We start from the raw sequence: 14,639 nt of genomic DNA, 5'->3' as shown, positions 1-14,639 counted from the left end.
GCTCAAAGTACAAGTTGATCTCGTTAAGGGTTGCAGTAGCGAGATAAGAGACCTTAAAAATCCCCAAAATAAATGTAAGGCGGCTCAGTCTGCGAGTCCGTGCCAATAAGCTCATGTATTTCTGAGGCTTGGCATTTCGCCTAGGAGAATATGATGATCGAACAGATGTTAAGTGATACTAGCCTTTTAAAAACACAGGGTTTTATTAATGGTCAGTGGGTTTCCGCTGAGAATGGTGCTGAGTTTGATGTGGTTAATCCTGCCTCTAATGAAGTCATTGCTCGAGTGGCTGATTTGGGCGGTAAAGAAACCAAACAAGCAATTGAGCTTGCGCACGATGCCATGGCGGTTTGGTCTAAAAAGACACCAAAAGAAAAGTCGGCAGTGTTGCGGAAGTGGTTCGATTTGGTCATGGAAAATAAAGATGATTTGGCCAAAATTATGACGCTTGAACAAGGCAAAATATTTGCCGAAGCTCGAGGAGAAGTTATCTATGGAGCGTCGTATATAGAATGGTTTGCTGAAGAAGCGAAGCGCATATATGGGGATGTTTTACCTAGTACAAGTACAGACCGTCGTTCACTTGTTATTAAGCAACCTATTGGGGTTGTGGGTGCCATTACACCATGGAATTTTCCTGTGGCTATGATTACTCGAAAGGTGGCTCCTGCTTTAGCGGCTGGCTGTTCTATTGTCTTAAAGCCAGCCGCGGAAACACCATTGTCCGCTCTTGCTTTGGCCGAGCTGGCTCAGCGCGCAGGCATTCCAAACGGCCTGTTTAATGTGGTTACAGGCGTTGCAGCAGCAGAGATAGGAGAGCAATTAACAGGGCACTCATTAGTTAAAAAAGTCACTTTTACTGGTTCTACTCGAGTTGGAAAAATTCTGATGGCTCAGGCCGCTCAAACAGTCAAACGTACATCAATGGAATTAGGAGGGAATGCGCCAGTATTGGTGTTTGACGATGCTGATATGGATAAAGCCGTTGAAGGTGCCTTAGCCGCTAAATTTCGTAATGCGGGTCAAACCTGTATTTGTGCTAACCGTATTCTTGTTCAAAGTGGTGTTTATGAAGAGTTCGTCAGCAAATATACGGAAAAAGTGCAGGCTTTTGTTGTCGGAAATGGCCTTGCTGAAAAAACTACCATGGGGCCGCTTATAACTCGAATTGCTGTTGAAAATGTTTCTTCACTTGTGGAAGACGCCCTGAGCAAAGGGGCTAAGTTAACGGCTGGTGGTGCTAATAGCGGAGCAGAAGAGGGCTATTTTTTCCAACCAACCGTGATTCGAGATGCAGATCAAAGTATGCGTATCGCCAAGGAAGAAGTTTTTGGGCCTGTTGCTCCTATTTTTCGGTTTGATACAGAAGAAGAGGCAGTCGCCATGGCCAATGATACGGAGTTTGGTTTGGCTGCGTATTTGTTTACGAAAGATCAATCTCGTTCATGGCTAATCAGTGAGCGTTTAGATTACGGCATGGTTGGCGTAAACGAGACGGCCATCAGCTCTGAAGTGATTCCTTTTGGTGGTGTTAAAGAGTCAGGCCAAGGACGAGAAGGCTCTAAGTATGGTTTAGAGGATTATCTAGAAATGAAATATGTTTGTTTAGGGGATATTTAACCGTCTTAGCCAATAAAACGAATGCCTATGAAGTAGTTCCCTTAAATGGGAACTACTTGTGAGATGGCTTTTGCCGTTTTCAACAATTGGTTTTTTGTCTCTTCAAACTTCTCTGGATCATTCATCACTTGGTCGGCGCCGGAAATGTTGATCGCGGCGACTACTTTTCCCATGTAATTATGGATTGGTGCGGCGATGGCGGTGGCGTTGTCCGAGCGATTGCTAGAGTAACCTTGCTGCCATTCATCTTTTAACAAACGCTTTAGTTCCGCGATGGTTTGCGGATGCGGATGAGGGTGCATGTCTAGCTGCTGGGTTTGATAAATAGCACTGAACTCGATATCACTCAGTTGCTGCAATAAAACTCGTCCCATTGCGCTAGTGTGACAGGGTAGCCGAGTTCCTAGCGGGATATTAACGGACAGTCTTTGTGAGGCTTGGGCTCGATAGATATAGAGCGTATCCAGTCCATCCCGTATCGCCAAATGACAAGAAATAGAAGTCTCATCTCTGAGCTGATTCAAATGTGGTGCAGCCACGTCGATTAAATCTTTCCCCGCCAAATAAGCAAAACCACGGGACACTATCTGCGGACCTAGTTCATAGGCGTTGCGTGCGACTTTTTTTAAATACCCTCTATCTAGCAAGGTTTGTACGATTCGGTAAGTTGATGAAGCACTCACGCCAAGCTGATCTGCGAAGTCTTGAGTGCTTAATACACGATGGTTGGCATCGAATAGTTCGATAATGTGCAGGCCTCTTACTAAAGCGGGTACTTGATACTCTGTTGTCTTCGTCATCTTTTTATCCAAATACAAATGTATTTTTACTATATGAATTAAATTGTGAGATATGAGCTTTTATTTGGTTAAGTTATTGTCATAACTATTTCTTAAGAATATATTTAATTTACTGTAAATAAACAAATCAATTTATGACTTTTATTCATTAATAAAGTGCTCTAGGAGAAAAAATGTCTGAATCAAAAGAGTTTGTTCTTAAAGCGGCTTGTGATGCAACGAGTGGAATTGTGGCTTCCGTGACGTCTTACCTAGCAGACTTAGGCTGTTATATCGCAGAAATGCATCAATACGATGATGAAGAAAATAAACGCTTTTTTATGCGTGCAGTGTGTCGCATCGAATCTGCAGAAACGAGCTTAGATACAGTTCGAGCAGGTTTTGACGCACAAGTGGCTCCATTCAATATGGAGTGGGATATGACGGATACAGCATCCCCTATGCGTGTTTTATTGATGGTCAGTAAATTTGATCATTGCTTGGACGACTTATTGTACCGCCATCGTAAAGGCGAGTTGCCAATGGAAATTACCGCCATTGTGTCTAACCATAAAGATTTGCGCCCAATGGCTGAACGTGAAGGTATCCGCTTTGTACATTTGCCTGTCAATAAAGAAAACAAGCTAGAACAAGAGGCGGCTTTGTTGGACATAGTGAAAGAAACCAAAACCGATTTGATCGTTTTAGCTCGTTACATGCAAATTCTTTCAGATGGCCTATGTAAAGAACTCAACGGCCGAGCGATTAATATTCACCATTCTTTCCTACCTGGATTTAAAGGTGCCAAGCCTTATCACCAAGCCCATGAGCGAGGTGTGAAGTTGATTGGCGCTACGGCCCATTATGTGACATCTGACTTAGACGAAGGGCCAATCATTTCTCAATCGGTTCAGCCTGTTGATCATACGTTCTCGCCAGATCGTTTGGTGGCAGTGGGTCGTGATACAGAAACCGTTGCTCTTGCTACCGCAGTGCGTCTGCACCTAGAAAATCGGGTGTTTATGTACGGTAACAAAACCGTTGTTTTTAAATAATTGAGGAGAGCAAACATGACGTTCAAGGTCATTGACGGTAAAAGTGTGGCAGACGATCTAGTTGAAGAAGTTCGATTAGAAGTACAGCAAATGTGTGAAGCCGGACATGCAGCGCCAGGTTTGGCTGTTGTGCTAGTGGGAGACGACCCTGCCAGTGGTGTTTATGTGCGCAACAAGATTCGACGAGCTGAGCAAGCGGGCATTCGTTCTATTGAAAAGCGTATGTCGGCAGATTGTAGCCAAGAAGAATTAGACGCAGTGGTCGAAGCGTTGAACCAAGACGATGAAGTACATGGCATTTTAGTTCAGTTACCTCTTCCTAAGCATTTATCAGAAGAACGTATTATCCGTTTGATTTCACCGCAAAAAGACGTGGATGGATTTCATCCAGTGAATGTCGGTTTGTTAGGCACAGGGCAAGCGGATTTGATTCCTTGTACTCCATTAGGTTGTCTGGAAATGCTACAGCGAGAATTAGGTGATTTGTCTGGTAAGCATGCGGTGATTGTGGGTCGATCAAATATCGTTGGTAAACCCATGGCGAACCTTTTATTACAAGCAAACTGCACCATCACAGTTGTGCATTCTCGAACGCCAAACGCGAGCGAAATTAGCCGCATGGCGGACATTGTAGTCGCTGCTGTGGGTGTGCCTAAGCTGGTGGACGATGCTTGGATTAAACCCGGTGCGGTTGTGATTGATGTTGGTATCAATGCGATTGAACTTGATGGTAAACGTAAATTAGTCGGCGATGTGGATTACGACAAAGTCGCGCCCATGTGTCAGGCCATTACACCGGTTCCTGGTGGTGTAGGACCCATGACCATTGCTTGTTTGATGAAAAATACTCTAGTGGCTGCGAAACGATTAATGAACATTTCGCATTAAGCCGGTTATACACGATTTAAAAGAGGATCTCTGCTATGCCATTTTCTCTGTTGAAATATGGTCTTTCCAATGATTATCCATTTGAGAAAGATGCGGACTTGCCAACACCGACCGAGCTAAAACGCCATTATGATGTGGTCATCATTGGCGGCGGTGGTCATGGCGTGGCAACGGCTTATTATCTAGCGAAATATCACGGTATTACTAATGTCGCTATTTTGGAAAAAGGCTACTTAGGTGGAGGGAACACGGCTCGTAATACGGCGGTGATTCGATCTAACTATTTAACGTCTGAAGGGGTAAAATTCTACAAGCAATCGGTTGATCTCTTTCAGGGGCTATCTAACGAATTTGACTTCAACATTATGTATTCGTCTCGTGGCCAACTGACACTTGCTCACACAGATGCCACAGTGCGTTCATTCCGTCAGCGTACGGAAGTGAATAAGCACTTTGGTGGTCGTACTGAATTGATCGATCCGAAGCAAATCAAAGAGTTGGTTCCTACCTTGAACATGAACCCAGCTGACATGCCTATTTTAGCGGGTCTTTGGCATATTGATGGGGCAACCGCTCGACACGATGCGGTTGCTTGGGGTTACGCAAAAGGCGCGACTCAACGTGGCGTTGAATTGCACCAATTAACCGAAGTGACAGGCGTTACTGTTGATCATGGGAAAGTCGTTGGCGTAGAGACCAATCGTGGCAAGGTGAGTTGTGGTTGTGTGGTTCAAGCGGTTGCTGGTCACAGTTCCATTGTGGCGGCGATGGCCGGCATTAAGATGCCAATTACGACGTATCCGTTGCAAGCCATGGTGACTCAACCTGTAAAACCATTCTTAGATCCATTAGTCAGTTCCTCTGCTTTGCATTGCTATGTGCAGCAAACTGGCCGTGGAGAAATCGTCTTCGGTGGCGGATCGGATCCTTATCCTTTGTACAATACTCGTTCCACTTTGGATTTAAAAGAAAGCCTATTAGCCAGTGCGGTAGAAATGTTTCCTTTCATGGCGAACCTTAAGCTAATGCGTCAATGGGCTGGTATTACAGATATGACATCAGATTACAGCCCAATAATGGGGTTAAGCCCAGTAGAGAATTATTACCTTGATGCTGGCTGGGGAACGTGGGGATTTAAGGCGACGCCAATCTGCGGGAAAACCATGGCTGAATTGGTTGCAAATGGCGGTAAGGTGCCAGATTTGATTGCGCCTTTTGCTATGGATCGCTTTGATGTTTTCCGCCAAGTCAATGAAATGGGCGCGACGGCCGCTAGTCACTAGGAGGATCGAAATGAAATTAATGACTTGTCCATTAAATGGCCCTAGAAACATCACCGAATTTGTCTACGGCGGTGAAGTGAAAGAAATGCCTAACCATAAAACCTGCAGTGACAAAGAGTGGGCCGATTACGTTTTTTACTCTGATAACACAATCAAAGTGATTCAAGAATGGTGGTTTCATTCACCTTCTGGCTACTGGTTTATTGCTGAGCGTCACACAGCGAGCGATGAAATTTTACGAACCTATGATCCATCTGAGTTGTATCAAGACAGAGTCGATTTTGAACAGGGTGAAAACCTTCAGGAGGGAAGAGCATGAGTGCTTTAGACCGTTTGCCTGCCCCAATGGGGTCGTTAATTAATCGTAATAAAAAGATCAATTTCGAATTTGAAGACTATCGTTATATGGGCTTTGAAGGTGACACCATTGCCAGCGCTTTGATCGCGAATGATCAATGGCTTATGTCTCGCTCCTTTAAATACCATCGACCACGAGCGCCATTAACCATGGCGGGACAAGATGCAAATACGCTTGTTCAGTTGCCTGAAGAACCGAATGTCTTGGCAGATAGAACAGACATCAAAAAAGGCATGTGCGTGTTTGGCCAAAACTATTCTGGCACGTTAGAAGACGATGCTGATGATAAGTTAGGTTACGCAGGGCGTTTTATGCCAGTAGGTTTTTATTACCGTGCGTTTTATAAGCCAAAAGGGATTTGGGATAAGTGGGAACCCTTCATTCGTAAAAAAGCAGGATTAGGCTTTGCCGATTTAACTTTCCGACCTAGCTATTACGATAAAGCTTATGGTTTTTGCGATCTTGCGGTTGTTGGTGCTGGCCCTGCCGGTTTAGCGGCAGCCATTCAAGCGGCAGAAGCGGGAGCTAAAGTCATCTTGATTGATGAAAATAAGCAGCTTGGCGGTGCGCTTACTTACCACAGATTTGATGCTGAAGGCGGCTTGGCAGAAAGCACGTTACAGTCTTTGGTTGCCAAGGTTGAGCAACATCCAAACATTCAAGTAATGACTGAAGCGGTTTGTAATGCTTGGTTCGCAGACAATTATTTGCCTGTTATTCAAGGCAAGCGAATGCATAAAATCCGAGCGAAGCAATGTATTGTGGCTTCTGGTGCCTTCGAGCAGCATGTTGTTTTCCGCAATAACGACCTTCCTGGCGTGGTGATGTCCAGCGCAGCGATGCGTTTGATGAAGCATTATGCGATCAAACCGGGTGATCGAGCGGTTGTGTTAACAGGAAACGATGACGGTTACTTGGCTGCGATTGAAATGGCGCAACAAGGTGTCACGGTGTCTTTGATTGTTGATATGCGTAAAGAAGGCGCGTCATCGGAATTATCCGACATGGCGAAGTCATTAGGCATCGCTATTAAAACTAACTCGACCGTGTTTGAAGCGGTTTCAAGTCATGATAAAAAGCATTTGGCGGCGGTTCGAGTCCATTCTATTGCTGAGCAAGGTAAGGTCGCTCGCAATGGCGTCACGATTCCATGTGACTTACTCTGCATGTCAGCTGGTTATATGCCAACTTATCAGCTTTTGTGTCAGGGTGGCGCAAAGCTTCAATACGACGATGCCAGCGCTCGTTTCACATTAACAGGTTTGCCGAAAGGTGTTGCTATCGCAGGCTCTGTGAACGGTGTTCATGATTTGGACGCTGTAATGAAAGACGGCCAAAGAGCAGCGCAAGAAATGCTGGTTGTATTAGGTTTGGCAGATAAGCCGTTTGAAACGGTGACTTGTACTAAAAACACCAACTTTGATTGGCCTATTTTTAAACATCCAAAAGGCAAAGAGTTTGTTGATTTGGATGAAGACTTACAAGCCAAAGACATTATCAATGCGACCCGTTTAGGTTATCGTGATATTCAGTTGGTGAAGCGTTTTTCTACGGTTGGAATGGGGCCTTCTCAAGGTCGTCATTCAGCTTTGCCGACGGCGCGTTTGGTGGCGAAGGCAACACAGCGTACTGTTAGCGAAACAGGCGTGACGACGGCTCGTCCACCTTTTGTTCCTGAGAAATTGGCGAACATTGCAGGTCGTATTTTTAACCCTCATCGTTACACGCCAATGCATAAGAGACACCTTGAGTTGGGAGCGCACATGATTCCTGCCGGTGCATGGCGTCGTCCGGCTTTTTATGGTTCTAAAGACAAGCGAAGCGAGTGGATCAAACAAGAAGCCATGGCCGTTCGTAATGCGGTTGGCATTATCGATGTGAGTACGTTAGGTGGCATTGAATTGCGTGGCCCTGATGCCGCAGAATTTATGAACCGCATGTACACTTTCGCTTTCCTTAAGCAGCCAGTTGGTAAAACCCGTTACGCGGTTTTGACCAATGAGCAAGGTGTTGTTGTTGATGATGGTGTGGCGTGTCGTATTGCTGAAGATCATTTTTATGTTACTGCGACAACTGGCGGTGTCGACGCTGTTTATCGTGAGATGACAAAGTGGAATGCTCAATGGCGTTTGAAAGTGGACATTGCCAATGTGACGTCAGCTTTTTCAGCGGTCAACATCGCAGGACCTTTGGCTCGTAAAGTACTTGAAAAAGTCTGTACGGATGTGGATTTATCAAATGAAGCTTTCCCTTACTTGGGTTACCGAGAAGGCAGCATTGATGGCATGCCAGTGCGATTAATGCGAGTCGGTTTTGTGGGTGAGTTAGGTTATGAAGTTCACATGCCAACCTTGTTTGCTCTGAAAATCTGGGATGAGTTAATGGCGGCTGGTAAAGCCTTTGATATACGCCCATTTGGTGTGGAAACACAGCGTTTATTGCGTCTTGAAAAGGGACATATCATTGTCAGCCAAGATACGGACGGTATGTCTCATCCGGGTGAATTATCATTGGATTGGGCGATTGCACGTAAGAAACCATTTTATGTGGGCAGCCGCTCAGTAGACATTGTGATGGCTCGTCAGCAGACGCGTAAATTGGTTGGTTTTACATTGGATAAGCTTTCTCCAAAACCAGAAGAAGGCCACATTGTTTTAGATGCCGCAGGAAATGATGCAAATATTACAGGGAATGTGACTTCATGTGAGTATTCTCCAACACTGGATGCTTATATCGGTTTGGCATTTGTTGGCATTGAACAACAAGATGAAGGCAAGAATTTCCCTATTCGCATTAATGGTCAGGAAGTGTGGGCAACGGTTGTTGCTTTGCCTTTCTATGACCCAACAGGTGCTCGTCAGGAGGTAGCGTAAGATGGCTGAATTTATTGTAAGTGAAAGTGCGGAATCTCGTCAGAGCCAGGTATTTTCTCTTTTGCCTTCGGGCTACCAAAGCTCTATTCAGTTGCAAGACAGCACCACAAAAAGCCGAGTTGGCTTTCGTGGTGTGGGCGTGGAAGCGTTTCTGACCAGTCAAGGCGTTAACTTTCCTAGTGCGCCTAACCAAGCGATTCTTTCGGAAGCAGGGCTTTGGGTTTTACGCTTGAGTAAAACAGAGTTTTGGCTGGTGGATTTAACAGGGGAGCTATCAAACAGTATTTTTCTTCTTGAGCAAATGTCTCAAGGCTTAGCAGACGTTTATCGACTTTATTGTCAGCACAGTCATGGGATGTTTGAAATATCAGGAACACTTGGCTCGCAGATGTTTGCAAAAGTGTGTGGTGTTGATTTGTCTCATGATAAGTTCGCTGCAGGCTGCATAGCGCAAACCTCTATTGCACGAGTGAATGGCATTATTGTGAACGTGTCAGCTTCTGATAGCGTTTCGGATCGTTATTTACTGTGCAGTGATGTGTCTAGTTCTCAGCACCTTTGGGATGCTCTGATAGACGCTGCGCAAGAATTTTAATCCTTTCTACTAGCCGCTTTTACTTTGTAAAAGCGGCTTTATTTTCCCTTCTTTTCTTTCCTGTATTTTCAGATAGACACTCTATTTTGATTGTAATCTTTTAAGTTGTTTTGCTCTTTTTCTGTCACCTAAAAAATGCTGCTTTAAATGCGGTGAATCCTTATTTGGTTACCCCCTTAAACAACACTCTTTATTTCTATAACTTATTGATTTTAATTGATAAATATATTTTATCATTACCCTTTAGGAGTAGTGCTAAGGAGGTATTTCTAATCTCGAATTGGCTCTGTAAAGTGAAGGATATACTTACTGAAACTCAATAAAAAGGAAACCTACACTATGGCAAATTCATGGCGTCGAACAGCCCTAGCATCACGACACGTTGCATTGGGTTCAACCTTAGAAGATTGGAATGGCATGGAAACCGCGTGGACTTATGAAGCTAGCGTAGAAAGCTCGTACGAAACCATACGCACAAAAGCTGGCTTAATGGATGTTTCTGGTCTTAAAAAAGTACATTACGTAGGGCCGCACGCTGAAAAGCTGATTGATTATGCGACGACTCGTGATGTGTCCAAATTGTATCCTGGAAAATCTGTTTACGCTTCTATGCTGGATGATCAGGGTAAGTTTGTTGACGATTGCATTATTTATCGTACTGGCCCAAATGCTTTTATGGTGGTGCATGGCGCTGGCCGTGGTTATGAAATGCTGACTTGTGCGGCGCAAGGTCTACAAGTGGCGATCTTATTTGATGATGATCTGCATGATATTTCCCTACAAGGCCCATTGGCGGTTGATTTCTTAGAAAAATACATTCCAGAAGTTCGTACATTGCCTTATTTCCACCACATGCAAACTCGCTTATTTGGCTACCCAGTGATGATCTCTCGCACGGGTTATACAGGTGAACGTGGTTACGAAATTTTCTGTAAAGCAGCGGATGTGACAGCGATTTGGGACAAGATTTTAGAAGACGGTGCACCAATGGGAATCAAGCCTTGCTGCTTCCTAGCCTTGGATATGCTTCGAGTTGAAAGTAGCCTGTTATTTTTCCCTGATGATAACTCTGAAGTTTACCCATTTGAAAATGAGCCTGCAGGGGATACTTTGTGGGAGTTGGGATTGGACTTCACTGTATCCAAAGACAAAACAGAATTCCGCGGTGCGGCTGAGCACTTCCGTCTGCAAGGTAAAGAGCGCTTTAAGATCTTTGGCGTTTTACTGGAAGGAGACAGTGCTGCAGCGGCTGGCGATACCCTTTGGGCAGATGGCAAAGAAGTGGGTGTTATTACCTGTGCTATGTACTCGCCTTTGACGAAAAAATCCATGGCCATTGCTCGTTTTGATGTTGCTTATGCTGAGCAGGGCGCTCCTTTAGAAGTGAAAGGCAGCCTCAGTACTTCTGCTATTGCTCATTCGTTACCGTTTGACGATCCAGAGAAGAAAAAACGTACTGTGAAAGATTAATTGATTCATTTTTAACAATGAGTCTTGGATTAAGTGGGAGAAGATAATGGGGGTCCGAGGTGAAAAGTAAGCCTAGCTATCAACCCGTGGAGATTGATCTTACTGCGAGCATGAGTCTGTTTGTAGGGGAAGAGGGTCGATCTGATGCCATGACAGAGGTATCCGAGAAGTTGGAGGCAGACAAAAAAACAGTGCTGCATTTTAGTTTAAGTGATTGGGCGACAGAAGGAAGTGAAAAGCTTCCTCCTCAAGCTTTGCTTAACGCGATGGCAAGCCTGCCAATGTCGTCCAAAATCTATGTCTTTGGTTCAGAGGCTTTTTTGTGGGACATACATCAGTTTGCACTGGGTGCTGGGTTTATGTCTGAACAGGTGAAGTTGAATGAACCTGCTTCCTCTGCAAGAAGGGTGTTTTGTACCCATTGTTACACCGTTATGGAAGACATTGTTGAGACACCAATCCATTGTCAGGGTTGTGGCTTGCTATTGTTAGTTCGCGATCATTTCTCCCGCGCTCATGGTGCTTATGTTGGTTTAAACATTAACGCTGAAGACCCTACTGAAATTCCTGAGAAGGAGGCGCTGTAATGAGTAACTACACCATTCCTGTCAAGGTGAGTGCGATTAAAGAAGTAGCGCCTGCCATTCGAGAATTTACCTTAGTCGCTGAAAAGGATGACGATTTACTCGCTTTTTCAGCTGGCTCCCATGTGGTTGTGACGATGAAAAGCGAAGAGGCAGTAATGCGTAATGCTTATTCCCTCGTCAGCAATCCGAACGATGCTTCATGCTATAAGATTTCAGTTCGCCTACAAGAAGAATCCCGTGGCGGTTCTGTCTTTATGCACAGTGTTGTGAAAGAAGGCGACATTTTATCTATCACGCCGCCAAGTAATTTGTTTGCGCCTTATTGGGGAGCAAAAAAACACATTCTGATTGCCGGTGGTGTCGGAGTGACGCCATTCATGTCTTATATTCCTCAGCTTTTGCAGTCTGAAGAAACCGTTGAAATGCATTATATGTTTCATAGCAGTAAGACAGGCGCTTATCGAGATGAGCTTGAAAGCCAGCTAGGAAACCGCTTGTTTTGTTATGACTCTGATCAAGGCGTACGTGGTAATTTGACCGACATTTTGTCTGATCAGCCTGTTGGCACACATGTTTATATTTGTGGGCCACAAAGCTTGATTGATGGTGTGTTAGAAACGGCCGAAGCGTTAGGTTGGCCAAGAGAAGCGATTCATTTCGAAGCCTTTAAAGCCCCAGAACCTGGTAAGCCGTTTGATATTGAATTGAGCAAGTCGGGCGTGACACTACACGTTAAAGCCGATAGCAGCATTTTAGAAACACTGGAAGCTGCGGAAGTCCCTATTGAAAGCTCTTGTCGAGGTGGTGTTTGTGGTCGCTGTTTTGTTTCCGTATTGGATGGCGATATTGAGCACAGAGACGAATTTTTGAGCGCTGACGAGAAAGCGAGTAAGAAGTGCATTATGCCCTGTGTCTCGCGAGCAACTGGCCCATCATTAGTTTTAGATTTGTAGGAGAGTTGAAATGCGATTAGCACCGAAGCCCGTTCAGACTTTTCGGGATGATTTTACCTATTGTAACTCCAAGGAAGCCATTGCACGTTTTCCTTTCCCGTTTCCAGAAGATGAATACCGATATTCAGTCAACATTGAACCGCATCAGCCAAAAGATGGCCCAGGTTCAGTGTTCGAGTACTTTTACGACATAGATGAACACTATCTTTCAGAAATGGCAGAGCGTGAAATGGTAATGAAAGAGCGACCTGCAAGTTGCTTGATGTTGCCTCATATGGATCTTGCTTGCTGGGATTTAATTGATGTCACCATGCATTCTTTGTCCAAAGACTACCCTGATTATTTCAGTCTTGAAAAACAGGGTGATCAGTGGTTTTGGCATAACCGCCTATTGAATCGAAAAGATCATTTTACCTTTGGTGATTCCAGCACCTTGCCTGAACCACCGCTTGCTTACATTGGTAAACAGGTGCAAGGGGATTTGGCGTTAATGGATCAGCGTGAAAATAACCTTTTCATGGATGCTGGCTTAATTACTTGCCCAGCGGATTGGTCTTTGGCGTTTGATGTTGGGATGAGCTTTGCGCAATGGCATGGTCCTGTGCCATTTGTTCATAGTGAAGGGATTATCGATCGTGCTTTAAAATTCTTGATGTCGATTCCTCAAAAGCAACCAACGCGCCGTTTGAATTGGACGCTTACAATTAATCCAAGAATGGACACTTCTCCAGAGACATATCCTAGTTGGGGAGCGGATAGAACCACGGTGACACCGGACAATATTGGTGAAAAAGTGTATCTCAGAGTCGAGCTGCAAGTGTTTGATCGTATGCCACGAAGCAACGCTTTAATGATGAATATTCGAACCTATTTGATCAGTATGGAAGATCTGGTGACTAACCCTCAGTGGGCGAAGAGAATTCATCGTACGATGCGTTCATTACCACCTGAAATCATTGATTACAAAGGTCTGACTCGCTATCACGGTATGTTGGTAGATTGGTTGTCACAGTTTGATCAATAAGATTTTTTGGTAATGCTAAAGGGTAAACTGCGCCGCATTAAATGCGGCGTAATTTTATGCAGATTAATGGCTTTGATAAATTAACCGCCTTGGAAAGTTAATTGTCTTGATTGTGACTGCGTGCACTCATTGATTGTTGGCTGGAATCTAACATGGCTTGGATTTGTTGAGTGGCATCTTGAGTTTGTGTGGCAAGCTGCTTTACTTCATTGGCAACCACAGCAAAACCTCGGCCAGCATCGCCTGCGCGAGCTGCTTCAATAGCCGCATTCAACGCCAGTAAATTAGTGCCGCTGGAAATGTTCGTGATGACACCTACGATATGGGATATTTGTTCGTAATTGGATTTCATTTGTTCGTACTCTTTCGTTTGAGCGCGTTCAGTTTCTTTCTCAACCGAGATGTCACTTGCCCCTCCAACCACTCTGAGTAAAGTGCCATTCTCGTCTCTTAGGCAGGCTCCACGTTCACGAAACCAAATGTACTCGCCATTTTTGTGTTTCATTCGGTATTCAGTCACGTACTGATAATCTGGATCTGTGCTTTCCATTAGTTCACCAAAAGCGTCCATTGTGCCTTTTAGGTCGTCAGGGTGGGCGACGGCAAAAAAGCTATCCCATCCGTCTGGGAATTCTTCTTTCGAATAACCAATTAGTTCTCTGAATTTGCTCGACCAAGTGATTAAGTTGGCTTCGTTGTCTGGGTCGCCGTCGATCACCTTTAGATCCCAATAGCCCTCAGAAATGACTTTTTGAGCAAGTTCCCACGCGCTTTGATTCTGTATGAGCAGTTGGTGTGCTTCTTTTATTTCTGAGTGTTCGACTAAACTTTGATTCAAGGTTTCGATATGTTGATTGGCCTCAGCGAGCTCAGATTTTGAATTCGATAATTCAATCTGAGTTTGCGCTAGCTCGGCTTCTAAAGAAGCGATTTTTTTCTGGTAACCTTGTTCTTCCGCTTTTTTGTTATTCCATAGCGCCTGCATTTTGTTAACGATCGATTTATACAAATCGGTCTTCTGGCCGGCGTGAAGTTCAGAGTCAATCGACTGGTTGCTGACTATGGCATCGAATGCTTTTTCTATATTTGTCAGGTCCGGTGTTGAACTTTTAAAAAATGGCATATGAAAGTCCTTTGTTAGTGAATAAAAATCG

At 44.5% G+C, this 14,639-nt stretch carries 13 protein-coding genes; 11 read left to right on the top strand and 2 right to left on the bottom strand.

What is annotated here, in order from left to right; genetic code table 11:
- The first annotated feature begins 153 nt into the window (after positions 1–153).
- Positions 154–1,620 carry an NAD-dependent succinate-semialdehyde dehydrogenase gene (locus AC0L46_RS01780; protein WP_473507085.1) on the top strand — a complete coding sequence of 489 codons (1,467 nt, stop codon included), beginning with the start codon at positions 154–156 and terminating at the stop codon, positions 1,618–1,620.
- Positions 1,621–1,661: 41 nt separating this feature from the next.
- Here the strand turns inward: AC0L46_RS01780 and AC0L46_RS01775 are convergent, their stop codons facing one another.
- Positions 1,662–2,420 (bottom strand): IclR family transcriptional regulator, encoded by a 759-nt coding sequence (locus tag AC0L46_RS01775; RefSeq protein ID WP_414682013.1) that lies wholly within the window; start codon positions 2,418–2,420, stop codon positions 1,662–1,664.
- A 173-nt stretch (positions 2,421–2,593) separates the two neighbouring features.
- Between AC0L46_RS01775 and purU the strand changes: the two genes are divergently transcribed.
- From purU to AC0L46_RS01725, 10 genes are all read left to right on the top strand, one after another.
- Entirely contained in the window at positions 2,594–3,454 is an 861-nt protein-coding gene (purU, locus tag AC0L46_RS01770; RefSeq protein ID WP_414682014.1) for a formyltetrahydrofolate deformylase, read from the top strand.
- A 15-nt stretch (positions 3,455–3,469) separates the two neighbouring features.
- Positions 3,470–4,342 carry a bifunctional methylenetetrahydrofolate dehydrogenase/methenyltetrahydrofolate cyclohydrolase FolD gene (gene folD, locus AC0L46_RS01765; RefSeq protein ID WP_317004199.1) on the top strand — a complete coding sequence of 291 codons (873 nt, stop codon included), beginning with the start codon at positions 3,470–3,472 and terminating at the stop codon, positions 4,340–4,342.
- 35 nt (positions 4,343–4,377) lie between these two features.
- Positions 4,378–5,625, top strand: a complete 1,248-nt coding sequence (locus AC0L46_RS01760; protein WP_317004198.1) for an FAD-dependent oxidoreductase — start codon at positions 4,378–4,380, stop codon at positions 5,623–5,625.
- Between the two features lie 10 nt (positions 5,626–5,635).
- Entirely contained in the window at positions 5,636–5,944 is a 309-nt protein-coding gene (locus tag AC0L46_RS01755) for a sarcosine oxidase subunit delta (protein WP_473505325.1), read from the top strand.
- Positions 5,941–8,856, top strand: a complete 2,916-nt coding sequence (locus AC0L46_RS01750) for an FAD-dependent oxidoreductase (protein WP_473505323.1) — start codon at positions 5,941–5,943, stop codon at positions 8,854–8,856. The genes AC0L46_RS01755 and AC0L46_RS01750 overlap by 4 nt, the downstream gene beginning before the upstream one ends.
- Before the next feature lies 1 nt (position 8,857).
- Entirely contained in the window at positions 8,858–9,451 is a 594-nt protein-coding gene (locus tag AC0L46_RS01745; protein WP_473505321.1) for a sarcosine oxidase subunit gamma, read from the top strand.
- A gap of 339 nt (positions 9,452–9,790) precedes the next feature.
- A complete protein-coding gene (locus AC0L46_RS01740) occupies positions 9,791–10,921 on the top strand; it encodes an aminomethyl transferase family protein (protein ID WP_414682018.1) in 1,131 nt (376 codons plus the stop codon).
- A 59-nt stretch (positions 10,922–10,980) separates the two neighbouring features.
- Complete coding sequence (locus AC0L46_RS01735) at positions 10,981–11,508, top strand: dimethylamine monooxygenase subunit DmmA family protein (protein WP_473505319.1); 528 nt, start codon at positions 10,981–10,983, stop codon at positions 11,506–11,508.
- A complete protein-coding gene (locus AC0L46_RS01730; protein ID WP_473505317.1) occupies positions 11,508–12,461 on the top strand; it encodes a PDR/VanB family oxidoreductase in 954 nt (317 codons plus the stop codon). Before AC0L46_RS01735 ends, AC0L46_RS01730 begins: the two co-directional genes overlap by 1 nt.
- Positions 12,462–12,471: 10 nt before the next feature.
- Positions 12,472–13,485, top strand: coding sequence for a heme-dependent oxidative N-demethylase family protein (locus AC0L46_RS01725; RefSeq protein ID WP_414682021.1), 1,014 nt, complete (start codon positions 12,472–12,474; stop codon positions 13,483–13,485).
- A gap of 97 nt (positions 13,486–13,582) precedes the next feature.
- Here the strand turns inward: AC0L46_RS01725 and AC0L46_RS01720 are convergent, their stop codons facing one another.
- Entirely contained in the window at positions 13,583–14,608 is a 1,026-nt protein-coding gene (locus AC0L46_RS01720) for a methyl-accepting chemotaxis protein (protein ID WP_414682022.1), read from the bottom strand.
- Positions 14,609–14,639: the final 31 nt, after the last annotated feature.

The sequence above is a fragment of the Marinomonas sp. 15G6-16 genome (assembly GCF_055809555.1).
Note: the sequence above shows the minus strand (reverse complement) of the source record. Positions and strands in the feature narration are given on the sequence as shown.

Excerpts from the sequence above, each read along its gene's own strand:
- AC0L46_RS01740 (WP_414682018.1), top strand. The coding sequence starts at position 9,791 with ATGGCAAATTCATGGCGTCGAACAGCCCTAGCATCACGACACGTTGCA.
- AC0L46_RS01725 (WP_414682021.1), top strand. The coding sequence starts at position 12,472 with ATGCGATTAGCACCGAAGCCCGTTCAGACTTTTCGGGATGATTTTACC.
- AC0L46_RS01730 (WP_473505317.1), top strand. The coding sequence starts at position 11,508 with ATGAGTAACTACACCATTCCTGTCAAGGTGAGTGCGATTAAAGAAGTA.
- AC0L46_RS01780 (WP_473507085.1), top strand. The coding sequence starts at position 154 with ATGATCGAACAGATGTTAAGTGATACTAGCCTTTTAAAAACACAGGGT.
- folD (WP_317004199.1), top strand. The coding sequence starts at position 3,470 with ATGACGTTCAAGGTCATTGACGGTAAAAGTGTGGCAGACGATCTAGTT.
- AC0L46_RS01750 (WP_473505323.1), top strand. The coding sequence starts at position 5,941 with ATGAGTGCTTTAGACCGTTTGCCTGCCCCAATGGGGTCGTTAATTAAT.
- AC0L46_RS01745 (WP_473505321.1), top strand. The coding sequence starts at position 8,858 with ATGGCTGAATTTATTGTAAGTGAAAGTGCGGAATCTCGTCAGAGCCAG.
- AC0L46_RS01755 (WP_473505325.1), top strand. The coding sequence starts at position 5,636 with ATGAAATTAATGACTTGTCCATTAAATGGCCCTAGAAACATCACCGAA.
- AC0L46_RS01720 (WP_414682022.1), bottom strand. The coding sequence starts at position 14,608 with ATGCCATTTTTTAAAAGTTCAACACCGGACCTGACAAATATAGAAAAA.
- purU (WP_414682014.1), top strand. The coding sequence starts at position 2,594 with ATGTCTGAATCAAAAGAGTTTGTTCTTAAAGCGGCTTGTGATGCAACG.
- AC0L46_RS01775 (WP_414682013.1), bottom strand. The coding sequence starts at position 2,420 with ATGACGAAGACAACAGAGTATCAAGTACCCGCTTTAGTAAGAGGCCTG.
- AC0L46_RS01760 (WP_317004198.1), top strand. The coding sequence starts at position 4,378 with ATGCCATTTTCTCTGTTGAAATATGGTCTTTCCAATGATTATCCATTT.